The organism is Sulfurimonas sp., assembly GCF_019429335.1.
Taxonomy (GTDB): domain Bacteria; phylum Campylobacterota; class Campylobacteria; order Campylobacterales; family Sulfurimonadaceae; genus Sulfurimonas.
Genome location: NZ_JAHYJB010000024.1, coordinates 1 through 15955, shown reverse-complemented (window position 1 = coordinate 15955; position 15955 = coordinate 1). Strand labels below are relative to the sequence as shown.

Here is a 15955-nt window from a genome sequence, read left to right as displayed (position 1 = left end):
AATGACATATGAAGAAATCAAATTTGAGGAAGTCAAAAACAAAATCTTAAACGATTTCGTACCATTGTTAAAAGCGTACGGAGATTTTAAAAAGATAGATATCAACGACAACGATGTAGATAAAAAACTTCAAGAGTTAGAAAGTGCTTCAAAAAGGTTTTTTATCTCATGGGATGATAAAGCTGAAATTGAATTTGCCTATGCAAGTTTTCAGCTTGAAAAGGAAAAGGGTAAACCGTGACAAAGCTAGAAAGATTTATGTCAAAGACGGAGCCTAAAAAATCAACCTCAAAACTAGCTACTGCTTGGGATGATATTTTGGTACTGAAAGAAAAAGGTTACACGCTTGAACAAGTTCAAGCGTATCTCCAAAATGAATTAAAAATCGAAACATCACTCTCCAACTTGAGTGATTTTTTAAAAAGACAAAGTTGCAAAAAGAGTGATACTCAAATCAAAAACAAAGAGAATGACAAGCAAATAAAAAGTCGCAGCTCTTCTTCTCAAGAAGTTGTTCAAGACACTGAAAAAGAAGAAGAAAAAGCTATGATTGCCGCTTTTGCAAAGAAAATGGGACTTAACTTTTAATCTGCCTTTTTCGTATCTTTTTCGTACGATTTCGTATCTTTTCGTATCTTTTCACTCTCATTTCGTATCTTTCCGTATTCGTTTCGATTTCATTTCGTATCTTTTTCGTATAGAGTAGTACCACACCCCACGCCCATTCGATAGTGGGGTTAATAAAACAATCAAAATATCTATCGTTTTTCTAAAAAATCATCAAAAAGGAGGAAATCAACATGATGTCAATTTCAAAATGGCAGTCGGCAAGTCAAGCAGAGAACTATTTTCAGCAAGATCTCGACTATTACCAAAACAATCAAGAACTCGGCGAGTGGTTTATCACTCAAGAGATGGCAGAGAGATATTCAAATATTGAACATCAATCGGCTATAACCAAAGAGAGCTATCAAGATTTTTCAGACCTTATCAATCAAAATCTCAAGGGCAATGCTACAGGAGAGCAAAGAGCAGGGTTTGATATTACATTTAGCCCAAGCAAAAGCGTTGATGTCATTTACACAGTAGCAAGTGAGGATATGAAAAGAGATATTCTCAAAGCTCAAGACAGAGCGGTTAATATTGCGCTTGAGAGGGCAAGCGAATATATAACCTACAGAATGAGAACCCAAAACGGCAGAGAGCATTTTCAAAACAACGGACTTGCAATCGCCAAGTTTCAACATCTCTCAAACAGAAACGAAGAGGTAAAAATACACACTCACTGTTTCATTGCAAATCAAACAGTCAATAGCAAAGGCGAACTCGTAAGCATTGATAATAAAAATCTCTACGATAACCAAAAGCTTATCACTCAAATCTATCATCAAGAGCTTTTTCAAGAGTTACAAAAGCTAGGTTTTGCAAGCGAGGTTTTGGATATCCAAAAAGACATCATTGAAATCAAAGGAGTGAGCCAAGAAGCTAAGAACGCTATCTCTACAAGAACGCTACAGATTGAAGAGTGGCTTGTCGAAAACAGAGCCAAACTGATGGAAAAATATCCAAATGCAAACGAAAGTCAGTTAAGGCAAATCGCTACGCTTGAAACTCGTAACTATAAGCAGTCACATAGCTATAGTGAGTTAAGTGATATTGAACAAAGAAACAGAGAGTTGGTGGAGGCGGCTGGATTCACTCAAGAATCAATTTTATCCTTGCAAAACAATAAAAGTGAAGAGCAAAAGAGTTTAAACATCAAAGAGCTTATTGAAAAAGCCGCCGCGATTGTGACAGAGCAGGAGAGCACTTTTACAAAAGAGGAGCTCTTAAGCAGAGCTATTAAGCTTAATGCTATTCAAGGTTACAGCTATGACATGTTAGAGCTCGAAGTTGCAATTTTTTTAAAACCTGAAATCATAGAGATTGATAAAAATGTTTATTCAACTCAAGAGATGATTGATATCGAACAATCAATCTTAAGCTATGCAAAAGAGAGCCATAGTACCAAAGAAGCTGAAACCACCCAAGAGCAGGCAGAGCAGTTTTTAAATAAAAAATACTCTGGCATGACCGCAGGACAAAAGGCGGCTTTTACACATCTCTTGACTTCTCAAGACGGAGTGAGCGGCATTTTTGGGGACGCGGGAACAGGTAAGACATATATGCTCAAAGCGGTTAAAGAGTTTCAAGAGCTGCATCAAAAAGACAACCTTATTGGACTAGCACCGACAAACAAAGCCGCGGGCGAAATCTCAAAAGAGAGCGGAATCAAGGGACAAACTATTGATAGTTTCATAGCTCAAAAAGAGCACAAAGATAACCAAATCATTATCGTTGATGAAGCCTCAATGCTTGATTCAAGAAAGATGAAACAGCTTGTATCTATCGCCGCGGTTACAAACTCAAAGCTCGTTTTGATGGGCGATACTAAGCAGTTTACATCAATAGGAGCGGGAGCCATATTTGAACAACTTAGTTCAAGAGGAGCAATTCAAACAGCAATCATGGATGAATCTATGCGCGCTAAAACCGACGAGATGCGAGAGCTTTATAAGCTTACTAAAGAGCAGCGGACAGATGATGTTTTAGACATACTGGAGAGAAAGCAGCAGTTTAATACTATTAACGATAACAGCTATGATGATGTTGTTAAAGAGTACCTACAAAACAAAGATGATACTTTGCTTTTGGTTATGAAGAACGATACCCGCAGAGAGCTTAATGAGCTTATACGCGAAGAGCTTAAAGCATCGAATCAACTATCAAACCACTCATCAATGGTTATTCAAGAGAAACAGCAGTTAGACAGCATATCAGCGCATCATCACAGCAGTTATATAGTTGGCGATAGTGTACAGATTATGGAATCGTATAAAGGAGGCTTTAAGAGCGGAACAGAAGCTATTATAACAGTTGTCAACGAAGAGAATAACAGTGTCATACTTCAAGATAAAAACGGTAAGAGCAAAGAGATAAGCTTATCGGAGCATGGCGACAAACTCTCTCTCTTTAAAAAAGCGCACAAAGAGTTTTCCCAAGGCGAGAAGATTATCTTTACCAAAAAAGATAAATCGCTAGGGTTAAACAACGGAGATATTGCGACAGTTAAAGATATAAAAGACGGAATTATAACTGTTGATGTCAACAGCAAACGCGAGGTAAAAATCAATACAAAGGATTACAACTACATTGACCACGCATACGCAATCACTAACCACAAAGCCCAAGGGCAAACAAGCGAAAGAGCTATATTTGTAGGCGATAGCCGCCTATCAAACCAAAACGCTTTTTATGTAGCACTCACAAGAGCAAAAACACATATAAGCGTTTTTACGCAGGACAAAGAGCAGTTCAGAGATGCAGTCTCACAAAGACAGCGCAAAAGAACAACACTGGACTACATCAAATTAAATCAGGAGTTAAAACAACATGGAAGAGCTAGAGAAATTATTAACAACATTGTTAGAAGCACAGCAAGCAAACTTAGAAGTATCGCATCAGATATTAGAGATACTATCCAAAGAACCAGAGGGCGAGAGCAAGTTATCGCAGACGCTAGACGAGATATTGCAGAGCTTACAAAAGATAGAGCAAAAGTTGAGTTGATGCAGGAGAGCATTAAAAAGAGTATTGATAAGGTTGAAAACCGTATCAACAATGAACAAACAAAAGAGGAAGATATGTTAATAAAAAGACCACAAAAGACAGAGCAAGAAGATATCGAGGTAAAGAGCCAAGAAATTGAAGATAAGAGTCAAGAGCAAGAGACAAAAGAGTCTCCACTAGAAAAAACATTTGACTTTATAGAGAATGTTCAGGATACGGTCGAGGTTGCGGAGGTCGCGTTAGATATTGCGAGCGGAGAGATACCAGATTTAGACAAAGCGACCGAAATCGCTTTAAGTGTCGCGGGCAAGAGCAAGCAGTCAATAGATACCTCTGTTGAAATAGGGCAAGAGATGTAAGGGAGATAAGAAGATGAACAAAAGTGAATCAAGTGTATTTTGGTTGAGTGTATTGGGCTTTGTAGGCTTTGGATTTTTCGCAAACAAAGCTATCGGGCTTAGTTCTGGCGAAACATTCGGCTTATTACTTGTGATGTATATAATTGCTATGTACATATATACACTCTTTAAAAAAGAGATAAAAAACAACAGGGTTTATTATGCAAACCCTGCAATGGCAGGCAGTTTTCCAAACTACGACAATGTAACAGGCGGTATAAAGTGGACGAGAGCCGCACGCGTAAAGAGCGAAGAGGAGGGAGTTTTAATAGATAAATTCAGATTTGACAAGAGCGTTAAAAACAGATTCTCGCTTATGCAAGGTTGGCAAGAGGGCAGACTTGAAAAAGATGTAATCATCAATCCAAAAGCACTTACAAGAGGAGCTCTTTTAATCGGACAACCAGGAAGTGGGAAAACCGTATTCCTAGAACCGATACTAAATCAGCGTTGGTGGAGCAGAGCACTTATCCACGATACAAAAGGAAGCCTTAGAGCAGTCTATTATGATTCGCGCAAAGATGTTATTAACAATCCCTTTGATGCAGAGGGCAGTATATGGGATTTATTTGAAGAGGCGCGGACTTATCCGCAGATCATCAAACCTTTCTTTATCAATTTGCTTAATGGTGTCCTTAATGAAAAGGGCAAAGGATTTTTCCCCGCGTCCGTGGCAGATAGATATATCGCTATCTTTAACAAAGTCTTAGTTCAAAATCTCGACACAAAAGAATCATGGGAGCTGTTCGTGCAATCGTGCAAAAAGTATTTTGAAGCGGCGATGAGCGGAACGCAAAAGAGTGAAATGGATGTCGTATCAACTATGAAGTTAATATTTGACTTCTTTGAATTTCAAAACTTCCGTATTCAAGAAGATGCAAAAACTTTTACAATAGGAGAGTTTATCAAACGCAAAAATGCAAAGCTTTTTTTACTTAACAAACAGAGCTACGCAACATTTTTAAATCCATACTTTGGAGGATTTATCGCCGCATATACAAATATATTCATGGATATGACAAAAGACAATACCGATGAATATACGCTCTTTTTGCTTGATGAGTATTTGACATTCCTACCGATGCTCGATGAAGCAACGCTTACGACACTTCATACATTAATCAGGTCTAAAGGAGGTTGTCTATTGCCTGCGGTTCAGTATGTACCCGCTCACTCTAAAGAGCTTATGCAAAAGCTTGTCAACAGTGTTGACCATCTCTTTGTGTTTCAAACGGCAGATACGGACACTATCAAGTTCATTAAAGAGAGTTTGGGAAAGCAAGAGCACCAGACAATATCAGAGACTAAAGACGGCTTCAACAAATCAACCCAAACGAGCGACCTGTTGACCGATGATATATTGAAGAGCTTAGGGAGTGATTACACTCATATAACCTATATTCCAAGCAGAAACATACTCTATAAAGGTTATACGGACAAGATACATCTTGAAGTAAAACATCCCGAATTTATAGACGCGGGGTATGATATGTACTTAATGCAAAAATATAGCTCTTAAATTAGCGAATTATACCGTTTCAACTGTTGACAACCAATCAAGAGACGGATAACTTTTTGCTCTTCAAAAATTATTAACGGCATTTTTCCAATAGGAGATTTGCCCGCCGTTTTTCCAATTTCACTCCATCCCCTTTTTTAAATTGTAAGTGTAGAAAATTATTAAATGAAACTGCGCTGAAAATTCTTAAAAAGCGAGCATATACTCACTGCGTTGCGTTATCCCTCTCTTTTTGAATATTAAGCTGCGTTCCAAGTAAAACTTTCTATTTGACACTTACAAAAAGGGCGACGAAGTGAAACTCAAGGGAAAAGGCAGAACAAAAAGCCTAAAGAGTGAAAAATCCTAAATTTTCAAAGAGCAAAAAGAAAAAAGGCTCAAAAGAAAATCTAAGTGAAAAGCTCTTTTAAAAAACAAAATCAAGGAGTTAGTTATGGGATACAAAAATGTAAATGAAGTTGTGGCAAACGCTACTATGGATGAGCTTATGGCGTTGAGAGATGCTTTAGAAGTTGAGATGAGTAAGAGAAATTGCTATTTTTGGGAAAGCGTGGAACAGCTTAATAAAATGGAAGAAAAAGCAAGGGTAGCACAAGAAGAAGTTAGAACGTTCATGAAAAATAATCATAAGCTGCATGCAATCGAAGAGATGGGCTTTAGTGTTGTTATTTACGATATAGACAAAGTTGGATTTATTAATTACGAGAAAAGCAAGGAACTTCCGCCAAAAAGCTATTACGGGTGTGAATACGGCATTGTAGATGGTTTTATCTTTAATGACAAAGTAAAACCTACGGACGAAGAGATTGAGCAGCTTACCGAAATTGTCGGGAAGCCTTTGTAAAAAATCAATAAAAGGATGAAAAAATGTCAAAAGAGAAAGAAGAAAAAGTATTTTTAGAAAAGTGCGAGTGCGGCAATATGGTACACGATGATGCGCCCGCTTGCTTTAAATGCGGTAAAGTTAAGGATAAGAGCCTTTACAAAAGGATTTCATTTTGGTTCAACTGGTATATTTTCACAGTTCCGTTGATTAATTATTTTGTACTCACTGGAGTGTTTGATGTGAAAGAAGATTTAGCAGAAAATATAAGTATTTTACTATTCGTTATTGGTATTATATTCGGCTTATTTATTACGCATGACTATAATAAAAAATTTAAAAAACACCCATACGCTCGCCGTGATTACTGGTAATAACTGATGCAGCATCCCTCATTTTTTTACACTCCCAATGTAGAGAAATGACGGGTTGTTTAAAATACTTAATACTCACATTAAGAAATTAAACATTGAAATAACAATAATCCTTAATACCCACATTAAGGATTTAGACAAAATCTACTCAATAATACTTAATACCTACATTAAGTTTCTAAATCACAAAACAAAATACATGAAGAAAAAGTAAGAATATATTAATTATAAGTCAAAGAGCAGAGTATAAAAAAGTGCATTAGCTGCTTATTTTGCCATTAGCTCTTTTTGATTTGAATATGTTCAATTTTAACTATGGTTGGAAATAGGTTGGAAAGCTATTTAAAGAAGAAAACTTAAAGCGAGTGTGTTTAATAAGAAAAAATTATTATTTTGGTTGCGGAAATAGGATTTGAACCTATGACCTTTGGGTTATGAGCCCAACGAGCTACCGAACTGCTCTATTCCGCGATATGCCTATAAATAGGGATTTTGTGGATGGGGTAGAGGGATTCGAACCCCCGAATAGCGGCACCAAAAGCCGCGGCCTTACCGCTTGGCGATACCCCAACAATAAAAAGTGAAAGAATTGGTTGCGGAAACAGGATTTGAACCTGTGACCTTCGGGTTATGAGCCCGACGAGCTACCGAACTGCTCTATTCCGCGTTACTTACAAACAAGCTAACTTATTTGTTGGAGTGGAATTATAGGCAATTAAGCCTACTTTGTCAAGGAAGTTGAAATAAAGTTGTAAAAAGCGGTTTTGAACTAAAATTAATCAACATTTATATATAATTCACACAATTAAAATAAAGAGTATATATGACACCTACACAAAGAGTATTAGAAGCGATAGAAGAGATTAAAAGAGGGCATATGGTCATAATGATTGATGATGAGGATAGGGAAAACGAGGGCGATTTGGTTTATGCCGCTGCCTTTTCAACTCCTGCACACGTCAATTTTATGGCTACTCACGCAAGAGGTCTTATCTGTGTTGCAATTAGCAAAAATATTGCAACAAGACTTGAGCTAAATCCAATGGTGAGCTCAAATACATCTTCATATGAAACTGCATTTACGGTTTCTGTTGATGCAAAAAATGCTTTAACCGGTATTTCGGCATCCGAGAGAGATGACACTATCAAGATTTTGGCAAATCCTATAAGTCATGCAGACGAACTTGTAAAACCTGGGCATATATTTCCGTTAATAGCAAAAGAGGGTGGCACACTTGTTAGAACAGGACACACTGAGGGCTCAGTCGATTTGTGTCGTTTGGCAGGTCTTAGCGAATCATCTGTTATCTGCGAAATCATCAAGGAGGACGGCACAATGGCAAGGCGTGACGACTTGGATATTTTCGGAGAAAAACACGCCCTTAAAACAGTGTTTATCTCTGATATCGTAGAGTATCGCCTTGCAAACGAGAGGCTTGTGAACGAAATAGGAGCAGAAGAGATGGAATTTTTTGACACAAAAGTTAAAAAACATACGTTTAGAGATCATGACGCCATTGAGCATACGGCTATTGTGTTTCATAAAGTAACTTCTGTTGCCAACGTGAGAGTTCACAATATAATTCCCGACATTGAACTTCTGCTAAACCAAAAAAAGTATAACAATCTTATCTCTTCGATAGAGTATTTAAAACAAAACAGCGGCATTCTTATCTTTATCAACAAGCCGACACATAATGACAATTCGGCGATTAAAGAGTTTGGAATAGGCGCGCAGATACTGAAATCATTTGGTGTATCCAAAATGAACCTTATCTCTTCACTTGGCCACGCTGAGTTTGTCGGTCTTAGCGGTTTTGGACTAGAGGTTAATGAGATGATTGATATATAATATGAGAGAATTATTCAGCAGAATTGAAGACGGCGAAGTTGTAAATATTGAGGCAGAGGTTGATTTAGAGGATGAAAAGGAGCTGTATCCGTGGCTCTTTAGCATTTTTGTAAAGTTTGGAGATCTTGATGAAGAGAGTGAGAACTTTGAGAACTTTTTAGAAACAAAAGAGTCTCTAATTATTGCATTAGAATACGAAAGCATGGCGAAATATATCGGCTCAAGAGTTAAAGATGAGTGGAATGAGTTCTACTTCTATGCAAGAAGCGCTAAAAATCTCGAAGTTATCGCTACAAAGATGCTTCGTGATAGTGGCTATAAGTATGAGAGCAGCGTTGTAAAAGATGCAAAGTGGGATTTTTACCATAAATATATATATCCTACCGAGTTGGAGTTTTGCAATATTGAGAGCGATAAGATAATATTTCTGCTTGAGGAGGAGGGCGATATGCTCTCAACTCCTAGAGATGTTGAGCATTATGTCTCGTTTGAGACTGCTACTCAAAAAGAGAGATTTGTACAGAGCGTTTTGACATGCGGATTTGAGTTTAAAGACGACATTAGCAGCGAAGAGTTTGAGCATGGCGTGGCTTTGGTAAAGAAACACAATGTTAAAAATGAAGAGGTTAGGGCAATTGTAGAGGAGCTTTACGCTCTTATTAAAAAAGAGCATGGATATTATGAGGGGTGGAGCACCGTTTTAGTAAATAATCAAGGTTAGCAGTTATGAGGAGTATGTTTGCCATTGCCGGAGTTATAAACTACTTAACGGTAGTTTTTTTAAATGCTTTTACCGATTTAGGGCACAAAATTATCATTCAAAATAGTGTTTTTAAAGTGTATGAGGGCTCGACGCAGATAATACTCACGGCAATAGTAAATGCGCTTATACTTTTGCCATTTATTTTGGCATTCTCTCCTGCGGGTTTTTTAGCAGACAGATTTGCAAAAAACAGCATCATGAAGTACTCATCCATTGCCGCAATCATCATTACGCTCATTATTACATACGCATACTACCAAGGGTGGTTTTTTGTAGCATTTGCTATGACTTTTTTGCTCGCACTTCAAAGCGCAATCTACGGACCTGCAAAATACGGATACATCAAAGAGCTTGTCGGCATAAAGTTTATAACTGCAGGAAATGGCGCTGTTCAAGCGGTCACAACGGCGGCTATACTCCTTGGAATAATCTTTTATACTCTGCTTTTTGATGCTCTTCTTAAAGACAACTTTAGCACAAAAGAGGATATTTTACATGTAATTGCACCGCTTGGATGGCTTCTGGTCTTAGGTTCAGTTATAGAGTATTTTCTGGCATCAAAACTGCCTAGCAAAATGAACGAAGCAAGCGAGCGGAAATTTAGGTTTAAGAGATATTTTAGCGGTGCATATCTTAGAAAAAACATGATTATGATTATGCGAAAAAAAGAGATATTTGACGCAATCATAGCGCTTAGTATTTTTTGGTCAATATCTCAGGTGGTTTTGGCTATTTTTGGCGAGTATGCAAAGAGTGAGCTGGGCATAACAAGTGCATCCGCCGTTCAGGGGATTATGGCTCTTGCGGTAATAGGCATAGTTTTTGGCTCTTTTATTGCGGCAAATTTCTCGAAATATTACATAAACACAGGTCTATCTGCACTCAGTGCTATTGGGATTGTAGTTATCTTGTTCTCTATTCCGATTACGACTTCTATATCTGTTTTAGTTGCAGAGTTTATACTCTTTGGGCTTTTTTCAGGAATGCTAATAGTACCGCTTAACGCAAAGATACAGTATCTCTCTCCAAATGTGCATTTAGGTACTATTTTGGCAGGAAACAACTTTGTACAAACTCTCTTTATGTTTGCTTTTTTAATGCTAACTACGATTTTTGCCTACTTCGGAACTGAAGCGCAGATTCTTTTTTATCTTATGGGCTTTAGCGGGATTTATCTCGCATATATACTCTTTAGAAGATATTTTATCCTTTCATTCTGGACATTTTTTGAATTTATTTTTAAAATAAGATATAGATTTAACTACAGCGGTCTGGAGAATATACCCCAAGAGGGCGCCGTAATGCTTATGGGAAACCATGTAAGCTGGATTGATTGGTTTATCCTTCAATTGCCCCTTGAGAGGCGGATAAGTTTTATGATAGAGAAGGATATATACAACTGGAAGTTTGCAAAGAGAGTTTTTCGCCTTGGGGAGTTGATTCCGGTATCTAAAAAAGCCTCAAAAGATTCCTTTTTTGAAACCTCAATGAAATTAAAAGATGGTAAAATTATAGCAATATTTCCGGAGGGTGAAATTTCCAGAAATTCTAAGGTCTCAAAATTTTATAGAGGCTATGAGTTTATCGACAGAGGCGGTGCGGCTATTGTACCGTTTCACATAGAGGGCGTTTTTGGAAGTCTCTTTGCAAGACATAAAGGCGATGCAAAGAGATGTTTTTTAAGAAAAAGAGAGATAACTCTCTGCTTCGGAGAGCCAATTTACCAAGAGATTAAGGCAGAAGAACTAAGAGAAAAAGTAATAAATTTAAAATGTAAATTAATCTGACGCTTTATGTGTCAAGCTTCAGTGCCATAGTGGTTAGCGTAGTCAATCGGAACTAGTTCCGATTGCGTGATATTCGTAAAAAAAGGATAAAGATTTGAGAACAACATTGATTATTGGTGCGGGCGGAGTAAGTCGTGTAGTTGTACATAAATGTGTGCAAAATGTGGATGTTTTTGGGAAAATAGTGCTAGCGAGTAGAACATTAAAGAGATGTCAAGAGATTAAAAATGAGCTCCCAAATGCAGATATAGAGGTTGCAACGGTTGATGCAGACTCTACGGATGAAGTCATAAAACTGATAAACTCATGCAGTCCCGGCATTGTGATAAATGTGGCTCTGCCATACCAAGATTTGGCTATTATGGATGCTTGTATTGCTACAAAAACACCATACCTTGATACTGCAAACTATGAACATCCCGATGAAGCAAAGTTTGAGTACAAGCTTCAGTGGCAGAGAGATGCGAAGTTTAAAGAGGCTGGTATTATGGGGCTTCTAGGAAGCGGTTTTGACCCAGGGGCAACAAACGTATTTTGTGCTTATGCTCAAAAACACTACTTTGACGAGATTCACATTATAGATATTTTGGACTGTAATGCAGGTGATCACGGTTATGCTTTTGCAACAAACTTTAACCCCGAAATCAACCTAAGAGAAGTTAGTGCAAACGGGCGTTACTGGGAGAACGGAAAGTGGATTGAGACTAAGCCTTTAGAAATTATGCAGGTTTGGGATTACCCTGAAGTAGGACCAAAAGAGAGCTATCTGCTTTACCATGAAGAGATGGAGTCGCTTGTAAAGCACATTAAAGGCTTGAAAAGAATCAGATTTTTTATGACATTCGGACAGAGCTATATAAAACATATGGAAGTTCTTCAAAATGTCGGAATGTTGGGAATAGAGCCGGTTGAGCATAAAGGCATGATGATAACTCCGATTGAGTTCTTAAAAACTCTGCTTCCCGACCCTGCATCTTTGGGCTCTCGCACAAAAGGCAAAACAAATATCGGTATCGTTGCCGAGGGAATTAAAGACGGTAAAAAGAGAAAGATATATATCTATCAAGTAAAAGAGCATGAAGAGTGTTTTCGTGAGACAAACTCTCAAGGAGTTTCCTATACAACAGGCGTTCCTGCCATGATAGGAGCAAAACTTATGCTTCAAGGTATCTGGAGCGGAGTCGGAGTGTTTAACATGGAACAGATGGATCCGGATCCGTTTATGAAAGAGATGAATACGCAAGGTCTGCCTTGGCAGATAAAAGAGCTAGAAGCGTAAAAGATGGATGATTTAAAAAATATTACTACACCGTACTACATGTGCGATGAGTCTCTTTTAAGAAATAATCTTGAAATTTTAAACCGTGTTCAAAGAGAGAGTGGCGCTAAAGTTATTTTGGCACTAAAAGGCTTTGCAATGTGGAGCATATTCCCGCTTGTAAAGCAGTATCTAAAAGGGTGCACTTCAAGCGGGCTTCATGAGGCGCTGCTTGCAAGAGAGGAGTTTGCGCAGGATGACAAAAATCTTGAGGTTCACACTTATTCACCTGCATTTAAAGATGAAGAAATAGATGAGATAGCGCGCATATCAGACCATATCGTATTTAACTCGCCAAATCAGCTCTTTAAATACTGCGATAGAGTTAAAAAAATAAATCAACATGTAAGTTTGTCTTTGCGCATAAATCCTGAGCAGTCTTCCTCTCCAAAAGATATCTATAACCCATGCGGACCATATAGTCGCCTTGGTACAACACTTGAAAATTTTGATGAGAGAGTTTTGGAACATATAGAGGGACTTAATTTTCATGCGCTTTGTGAGCAGGATGTTGATGCACTTGAGGATGTTTTAAAAGCCTTTGAAGCAAAATTCTCAAAATACTTTAAAGGGATGAAGTATATAAATTTTGGTGGCGGACACCATATAACAAAAAAAGGCTACGATGTTGATAAGCTCATAAATATTATCAAAAATTTTAGAGCAAAATACAGTACTGATGTCTACTTGGAACCGGGTGAAGCGGTGGGTTGGCAGACCGGTGTGCTTGTGAGCAGTGTTCTTGATATTGTCCATAACGGTATGGATATAGCCATTTTAGACACCTCCGCAGAAGCGCACATGCCAGACACCCTTGCAATGCCTTATCGTGCAATGGTAAGGGGAAGCGGTGAGGCTGGAGAAAAAAAACATACGTACCGTTTAGGCGGAAATACATGCCTTGCTGGCGATATTATGGGTGATTACTCTTTTGATAAGCCTCTAAAAGTAGGCGATAAAATTATATTTGAAGATCAGATTCATTATACTTTTGTAAAAAATACGACATTCAACGGTATAAAATTACCATCATTAGTTATACTAAGGGAAGATAAAACTCTAGAGTTAATTAAAGAGTTTGGATATCAAGACTACAGGAACAGATTATCTTAAAAAGGGGTTTATATGAACGAAGATAAGCAGAGATGGAATGAGAGATATTTAGACAATCCGATGCCACAAGATGTGTCTCCTCTGGTTGAGAAGTATATAGAACAAGCAAAAGTAGGACATGCTATAGATGTTGCATGCGGAACAGGGCGTAATGCGCACTATTTGGCAGATTTGGGGTTTACAGTCGATGCTGTTGATATATCGGACTATGCGCTTAACAAAGTAAAAAAGAGCGCTATGATTAACAAAATAGATGCGGATTTAGACAAATATAACTTAACTCCAAACAAATATGATTTGATAGTAAACGTCAACTACCTTAATCGCCGTCTTGTTTCGCAGATGAAAGAGGCTCTAAAAAGTGGTGGTATTTTAATGTTTGAGACATTTATAGTTGCACATGGAGATTTTAAAATGCCAACAACAAATCTTGATTATCTTTTACGTAAAAATGAGCTTTTACACTCTTTTATAGGACTTGATGTTATCTATTATGAAGAGAGAATCGATACTAATTTAAGAGGCGAGAGAATAAAAGTTGCTTCTTTAGTAGCTAAAAAAGCTTAATAGAGTTCTTGCAAAATTGCAAAAACTCTAATGTTTTTTAGCTTTTAAATTCGTTAATACGAGAATCTAGTGAATGAGCTACTTCAAGCAGATTCTTGGAATCATTTTCAATGCTTATTACCTTTTCCTTGTTTGAAGTCGAGTGAGCGTTAATCTGGGCGATTTGACTAATTATCTCATCTGTATGTTTTACGATTGTTTCTGAGTCCTCAACTGATTTAACGGCAACTTCAATGGAGTGCTGCATCTCTAGTGACGTGTCATTGACTTTTTGCTCAACATCTTGTGAAATATTTGTTAGTCTCTGCATTCCTCTTGCATTTTCACTCATCTTGTCGCTTACGTCGTTTATAGATTGAACAATAGTGCTAACGCTTATCTCTATCTCTGTGAGTGATTTTTGTGTGCGTTCTGCCAGTTTTCTCACCTCATCGGCTACAACGGCAAAACCGCGTCCATGTTCGCCTGCGCGCGCTGCTTCTATAGCAGCATTGAGAGCTAGAAGATTGGTCTGTTCCGCTATATCTTTTATAACAGAGAGAACACTTTTTACTTGATCTGCATCTTGCTTTAGATGCATTAATTGGTCTGATAAATCATGTTCTATCTCAATAAATGCCTCAACCTCGTTTACCAATTCACCCAGTGCCTCTTTTGATGAATCAAGATTTGCGTTTGCTTGAGAGACTCTCTGCTGCGTCTCTTTTGCCATCTCAATGGACCGGTCAAGAATATCTTTTATGGATTTACTTTTATGTGTAGCATCGGCGACTATTATACTCTCCTCTTCAATGCTTTTATAGATGAAAGATGATGCATTAGTAATTGTGTTTGCAATTGATACATTTTTGCTTCCAAGAGACTTTACGTCATTTATGGTGTTTTGTATTGAGCTAACAAAATCATTTACCGCATATGCAGATTGTGCAAACTCGTTTTCACGTACAACTTCAATGCGTTTTGTCAAATCTTTATCGCCATCTACAAGCGCTCTTATTCGCGAGCGAAGTTCATCTAATGGTGCAATAACTTCTTTTGAGAAGAAAAGGCTAATAATAACAAGAAACGCTATGAAAGCAACAACAAGCGTAATAAGTAGGATTATTTTTGTGTCACTAATCTCTTTATCATTTGCATTTAAAGAGACAACAAGATTCATGACGCCAAGAATATCTCCCTCTTTTGCATTATAGTGACATGAGATACAACTTTTGTCGGCTATCATTGGGTTGAGGAGCTGTATTGTGTGGAGGTTGTTTTGGGATTTTTCAATTGTTTTAGGCTCTTTGCTTACAAAAATATCTCTAATCATTGGATTTGTTGTAAAAGATTCGCCATTTTTTTTGTAGATTTCTAAAACCAATTCTGATTTTGAAATATCCAATGACTCTATGCCTTGAATTTTTCTTGCTTTTTCTAGTGTATCTTGAACAACTTCTGGATCACCGGCTAACATGCTTTGGGTAACTGTTTGAAAGATTGATTGACTTAGCATAGCTAGAGACTGTTTTGCTGTTCTATTTGAAAAGTTATTGAATGTATAGGAGATATATGTATACATAGAACTAATTGCAAGAGCAGCAAAAAACAAAATTGTGATAATAATTCTAGATTTAACTGATAGTAGCATTTGTACCCCATTGATTGTGAAATTGTCAAAATAGTAGCAAAAGAAACTTTTAATAAAGCTTTAAGCTCCTTCTGGGATAGCGTCAAAAATTTTCTGTAAATTCATCATCAACTTCATTTAACTGTTCCAAATCTTCCCAAGATACATATTTTCTATCAAGCCATTTTGCGTTTGTGTCTACAGCAAGCAGGACTAACAGACG

13 protein-coding genes and 3 tRNA genes are annotated in these 15955 nt (G+C 37.5%); 12 read left to right on the top strand and 4 right to left on the bottom strand.

Annotated elements, in window-relative coordinates; all coding sequences use genetic code 11:
* Position 1: 1 nt before the first annotated feature.
* The 6 genes from K0A91_RS08100 to K0A91_RS08075 all read left to right on the top strand — a co-directional run bounded on the left by K0A91_RS08100 (position 2) and on the right by K0A91_RS08075 (position 6723).
* A complete protein-coding gene (locus K0A91_RS08100; RefSeq protein WP_295009681.1) occupies positions 2–241 on the top strand; it encodes a hypothetical protein in 240 nt (79 codons plus the stop codon).
* The gene (locus K0A91_RS08095) at positions 238–588 is read left to right on the top strand and encodes a hypothetical protein (protein ID WP_295009680.1); all 351 of its coding nucleotides are present in this window, start codon (positions 238–240) and stop codon (positions 586–588) included. The genes K0A91_RS08100 and K0A91_RS08095 overlap by 4 nt, the downstream gene beginning before the upstream one ends.
* 212 nt (positions 589–800) lie before the next feature.
* Positions 801–3968: a MobF family relaxase gene (gene mobF / locus K0A91_RS08090; protein WP_295009679.1), complete on the top strand. Its 3168-nt coding sequence runs from the start codon at positions 801–803 to the stop codon at positions 3966–3968.
* A 13-nt stretch (positions 3969–3981) separates the two neighbouring features.
* On the top strand, positions 3982–5526 hold the full coding sequence (locus K0A91_RS08085; RefSeq protein WP_295009678.1) for a type IV secretion system DNA-binding domain-containing protein: 1545 nt from the start codon (positions 3982–3984) through the stop codon (positions 5524–5526).
* A 433-nt stretch (positions 5527–5959) separates the two neighbouring features.
* Entirely contained in the window at positions 5960–6370 is a 411-nt protein-coding gene (locus K0A91_RS08080) for a hypothetical protein (protein ID WP_295009677.1), read from the top strand.
* 23 nt (positions 6371–6393) lie between these two features.
* On the top strand, positions 6394–6723 hold the full coding sequence (locus tag K0A91_RS08075; RefSeq protein ID WP_295009676.1) for a hypothetical protein: 330 nt from the start codon (positions 6394–6396) through the stop codon (positions 6721–6723).
* Positions 6724–7117: 394 nt separating this feature from the next.
* Here K0A91_RS08075 and K0A91_RS08070 read toward each other — a convergent pair.
* The 3 genes from K0A91_RS08070 to K0A91_RS08060 form a co-directional block, all read right to left on the bottom strand.
* Positions 7118–7194, bottom strand: a tRNA-Met gene (locus K0A91_RS08070).
* Positions 7195–7218: 24 nt separating this feature from the next.
* Positions 7219–7293 (bottom strand) — tRNA-Gln (locus K0A91_RS08065).
* A gap of 20 nt (positions 7294–7313) precedes the next feature.
* A tRNA-Met gene (locus tag K0A91_RS08060) sits at positions 7314–7390 on the bottom strand.
* A gap of 156 nt (positions 7391–7546) precedes the next feature.
* On the opposite strand from K0A91_RS08060, the gene K0A91_RS08055 reads away from it, so the two are divergent.
* The 6 genes from K0A91_RS08055 to K0A91_RS08030 all read left to right on the top strand — a co-directional run bounded on the left by K0A91_RS08055 (position 7547) and on the right by K0A91_RS08030 (position 14123).
* Positions 7547–8575, top strand: a complete 1029-nt coding sequence (locus tag K0A91_RS08055) for a bifunctional 3,4-dihydroxy-2-butanone 4-phosphate synthase/GTP cyclohydrolase II (protein WP_295009675.1) — start codon at positions 7547–7549, stop codon at positions 8573–8575.
* A gap of 1 nt (position 8576) precedes the next feature.
* Complete coding sequence (locus tag K0A91_RS08050; RefSeq protein WP_295009674.1) at positions 8577–9296, top strand: ribonuclease E inhibitor RraB; 720 nt, start codon at positions 8577–8579, stop codon at positions 9294–9296.
* A 5-nt stretch (positions 9297–9301) separates the two neighbouring features.
* Positions 9302–11125 carry an MFS transporter gene (locus tag K0A91_RS08045; RefSeq protein ID WP_295009673.1) on the top strand — a complete coding sequence of 608 codons (1824 nt, stop codon included), beginning with the start codon at positions 9302–9304 and terminating at the stop codon, positions 11123–11125.
* A 94-nt stretch (positions 11126–11219) separates the two neighbouring features.
* Positions 11220–12404, top strand: coding sequence for a saccharopine dehydrogenase family protein (locus K0A91_RS08040; RefSeq protein WP_295009672.1), 1185 nt, complete (start codon positions 11220–11222; stop codon positions 12402–12404).
* A gap of 3 nt (positions 12405–12407) precedes the next feature.
* Positions 12408–13556 (top strand): carboxynorspermidine decarboxylase, encoded by a 1149-nt coding sequence (gene nspC / locus K0A91_RS08035; RefSeq protein ID WP_295009671.1) that lies wholly within the window; start codon positions 12408–12410, stop codon positions 13554–13556.
* Positions 13557–13568: 12 nt separating this feature from the next.
* Positions 13569–14123 carry a methyltransferase domain-containing protein gene (locus tag K0A91_RS08030; protein WP_295009670.1) on the top strand — a complete coding sequence of 185 codons (555 nt, stop codon included), beginning with the start codon at positions 13569–13571 and terminating at the stop codon, positions 14121–14123.
* A 37-nt stretch (positions 14124–14160) separates the two neighbouring features.
* Here the strand turns inward: K0A91_RS08030 and K0A91_RS08025 are convergent, their stop codons facing one another.
* Positions 14161–15618 (bottom strand): methyl-accepting chemotaxis protein, encoded by a 1458-nt coding sequence (locus K0A91_RS08025; protein WP_295009669.1) that lies wholly within the window; start codon positions 15616–15618, stop codon positions 14161–14163.
* Between the last annotated feature and the right edge of the window lie 337 nt (positions 15619–15955).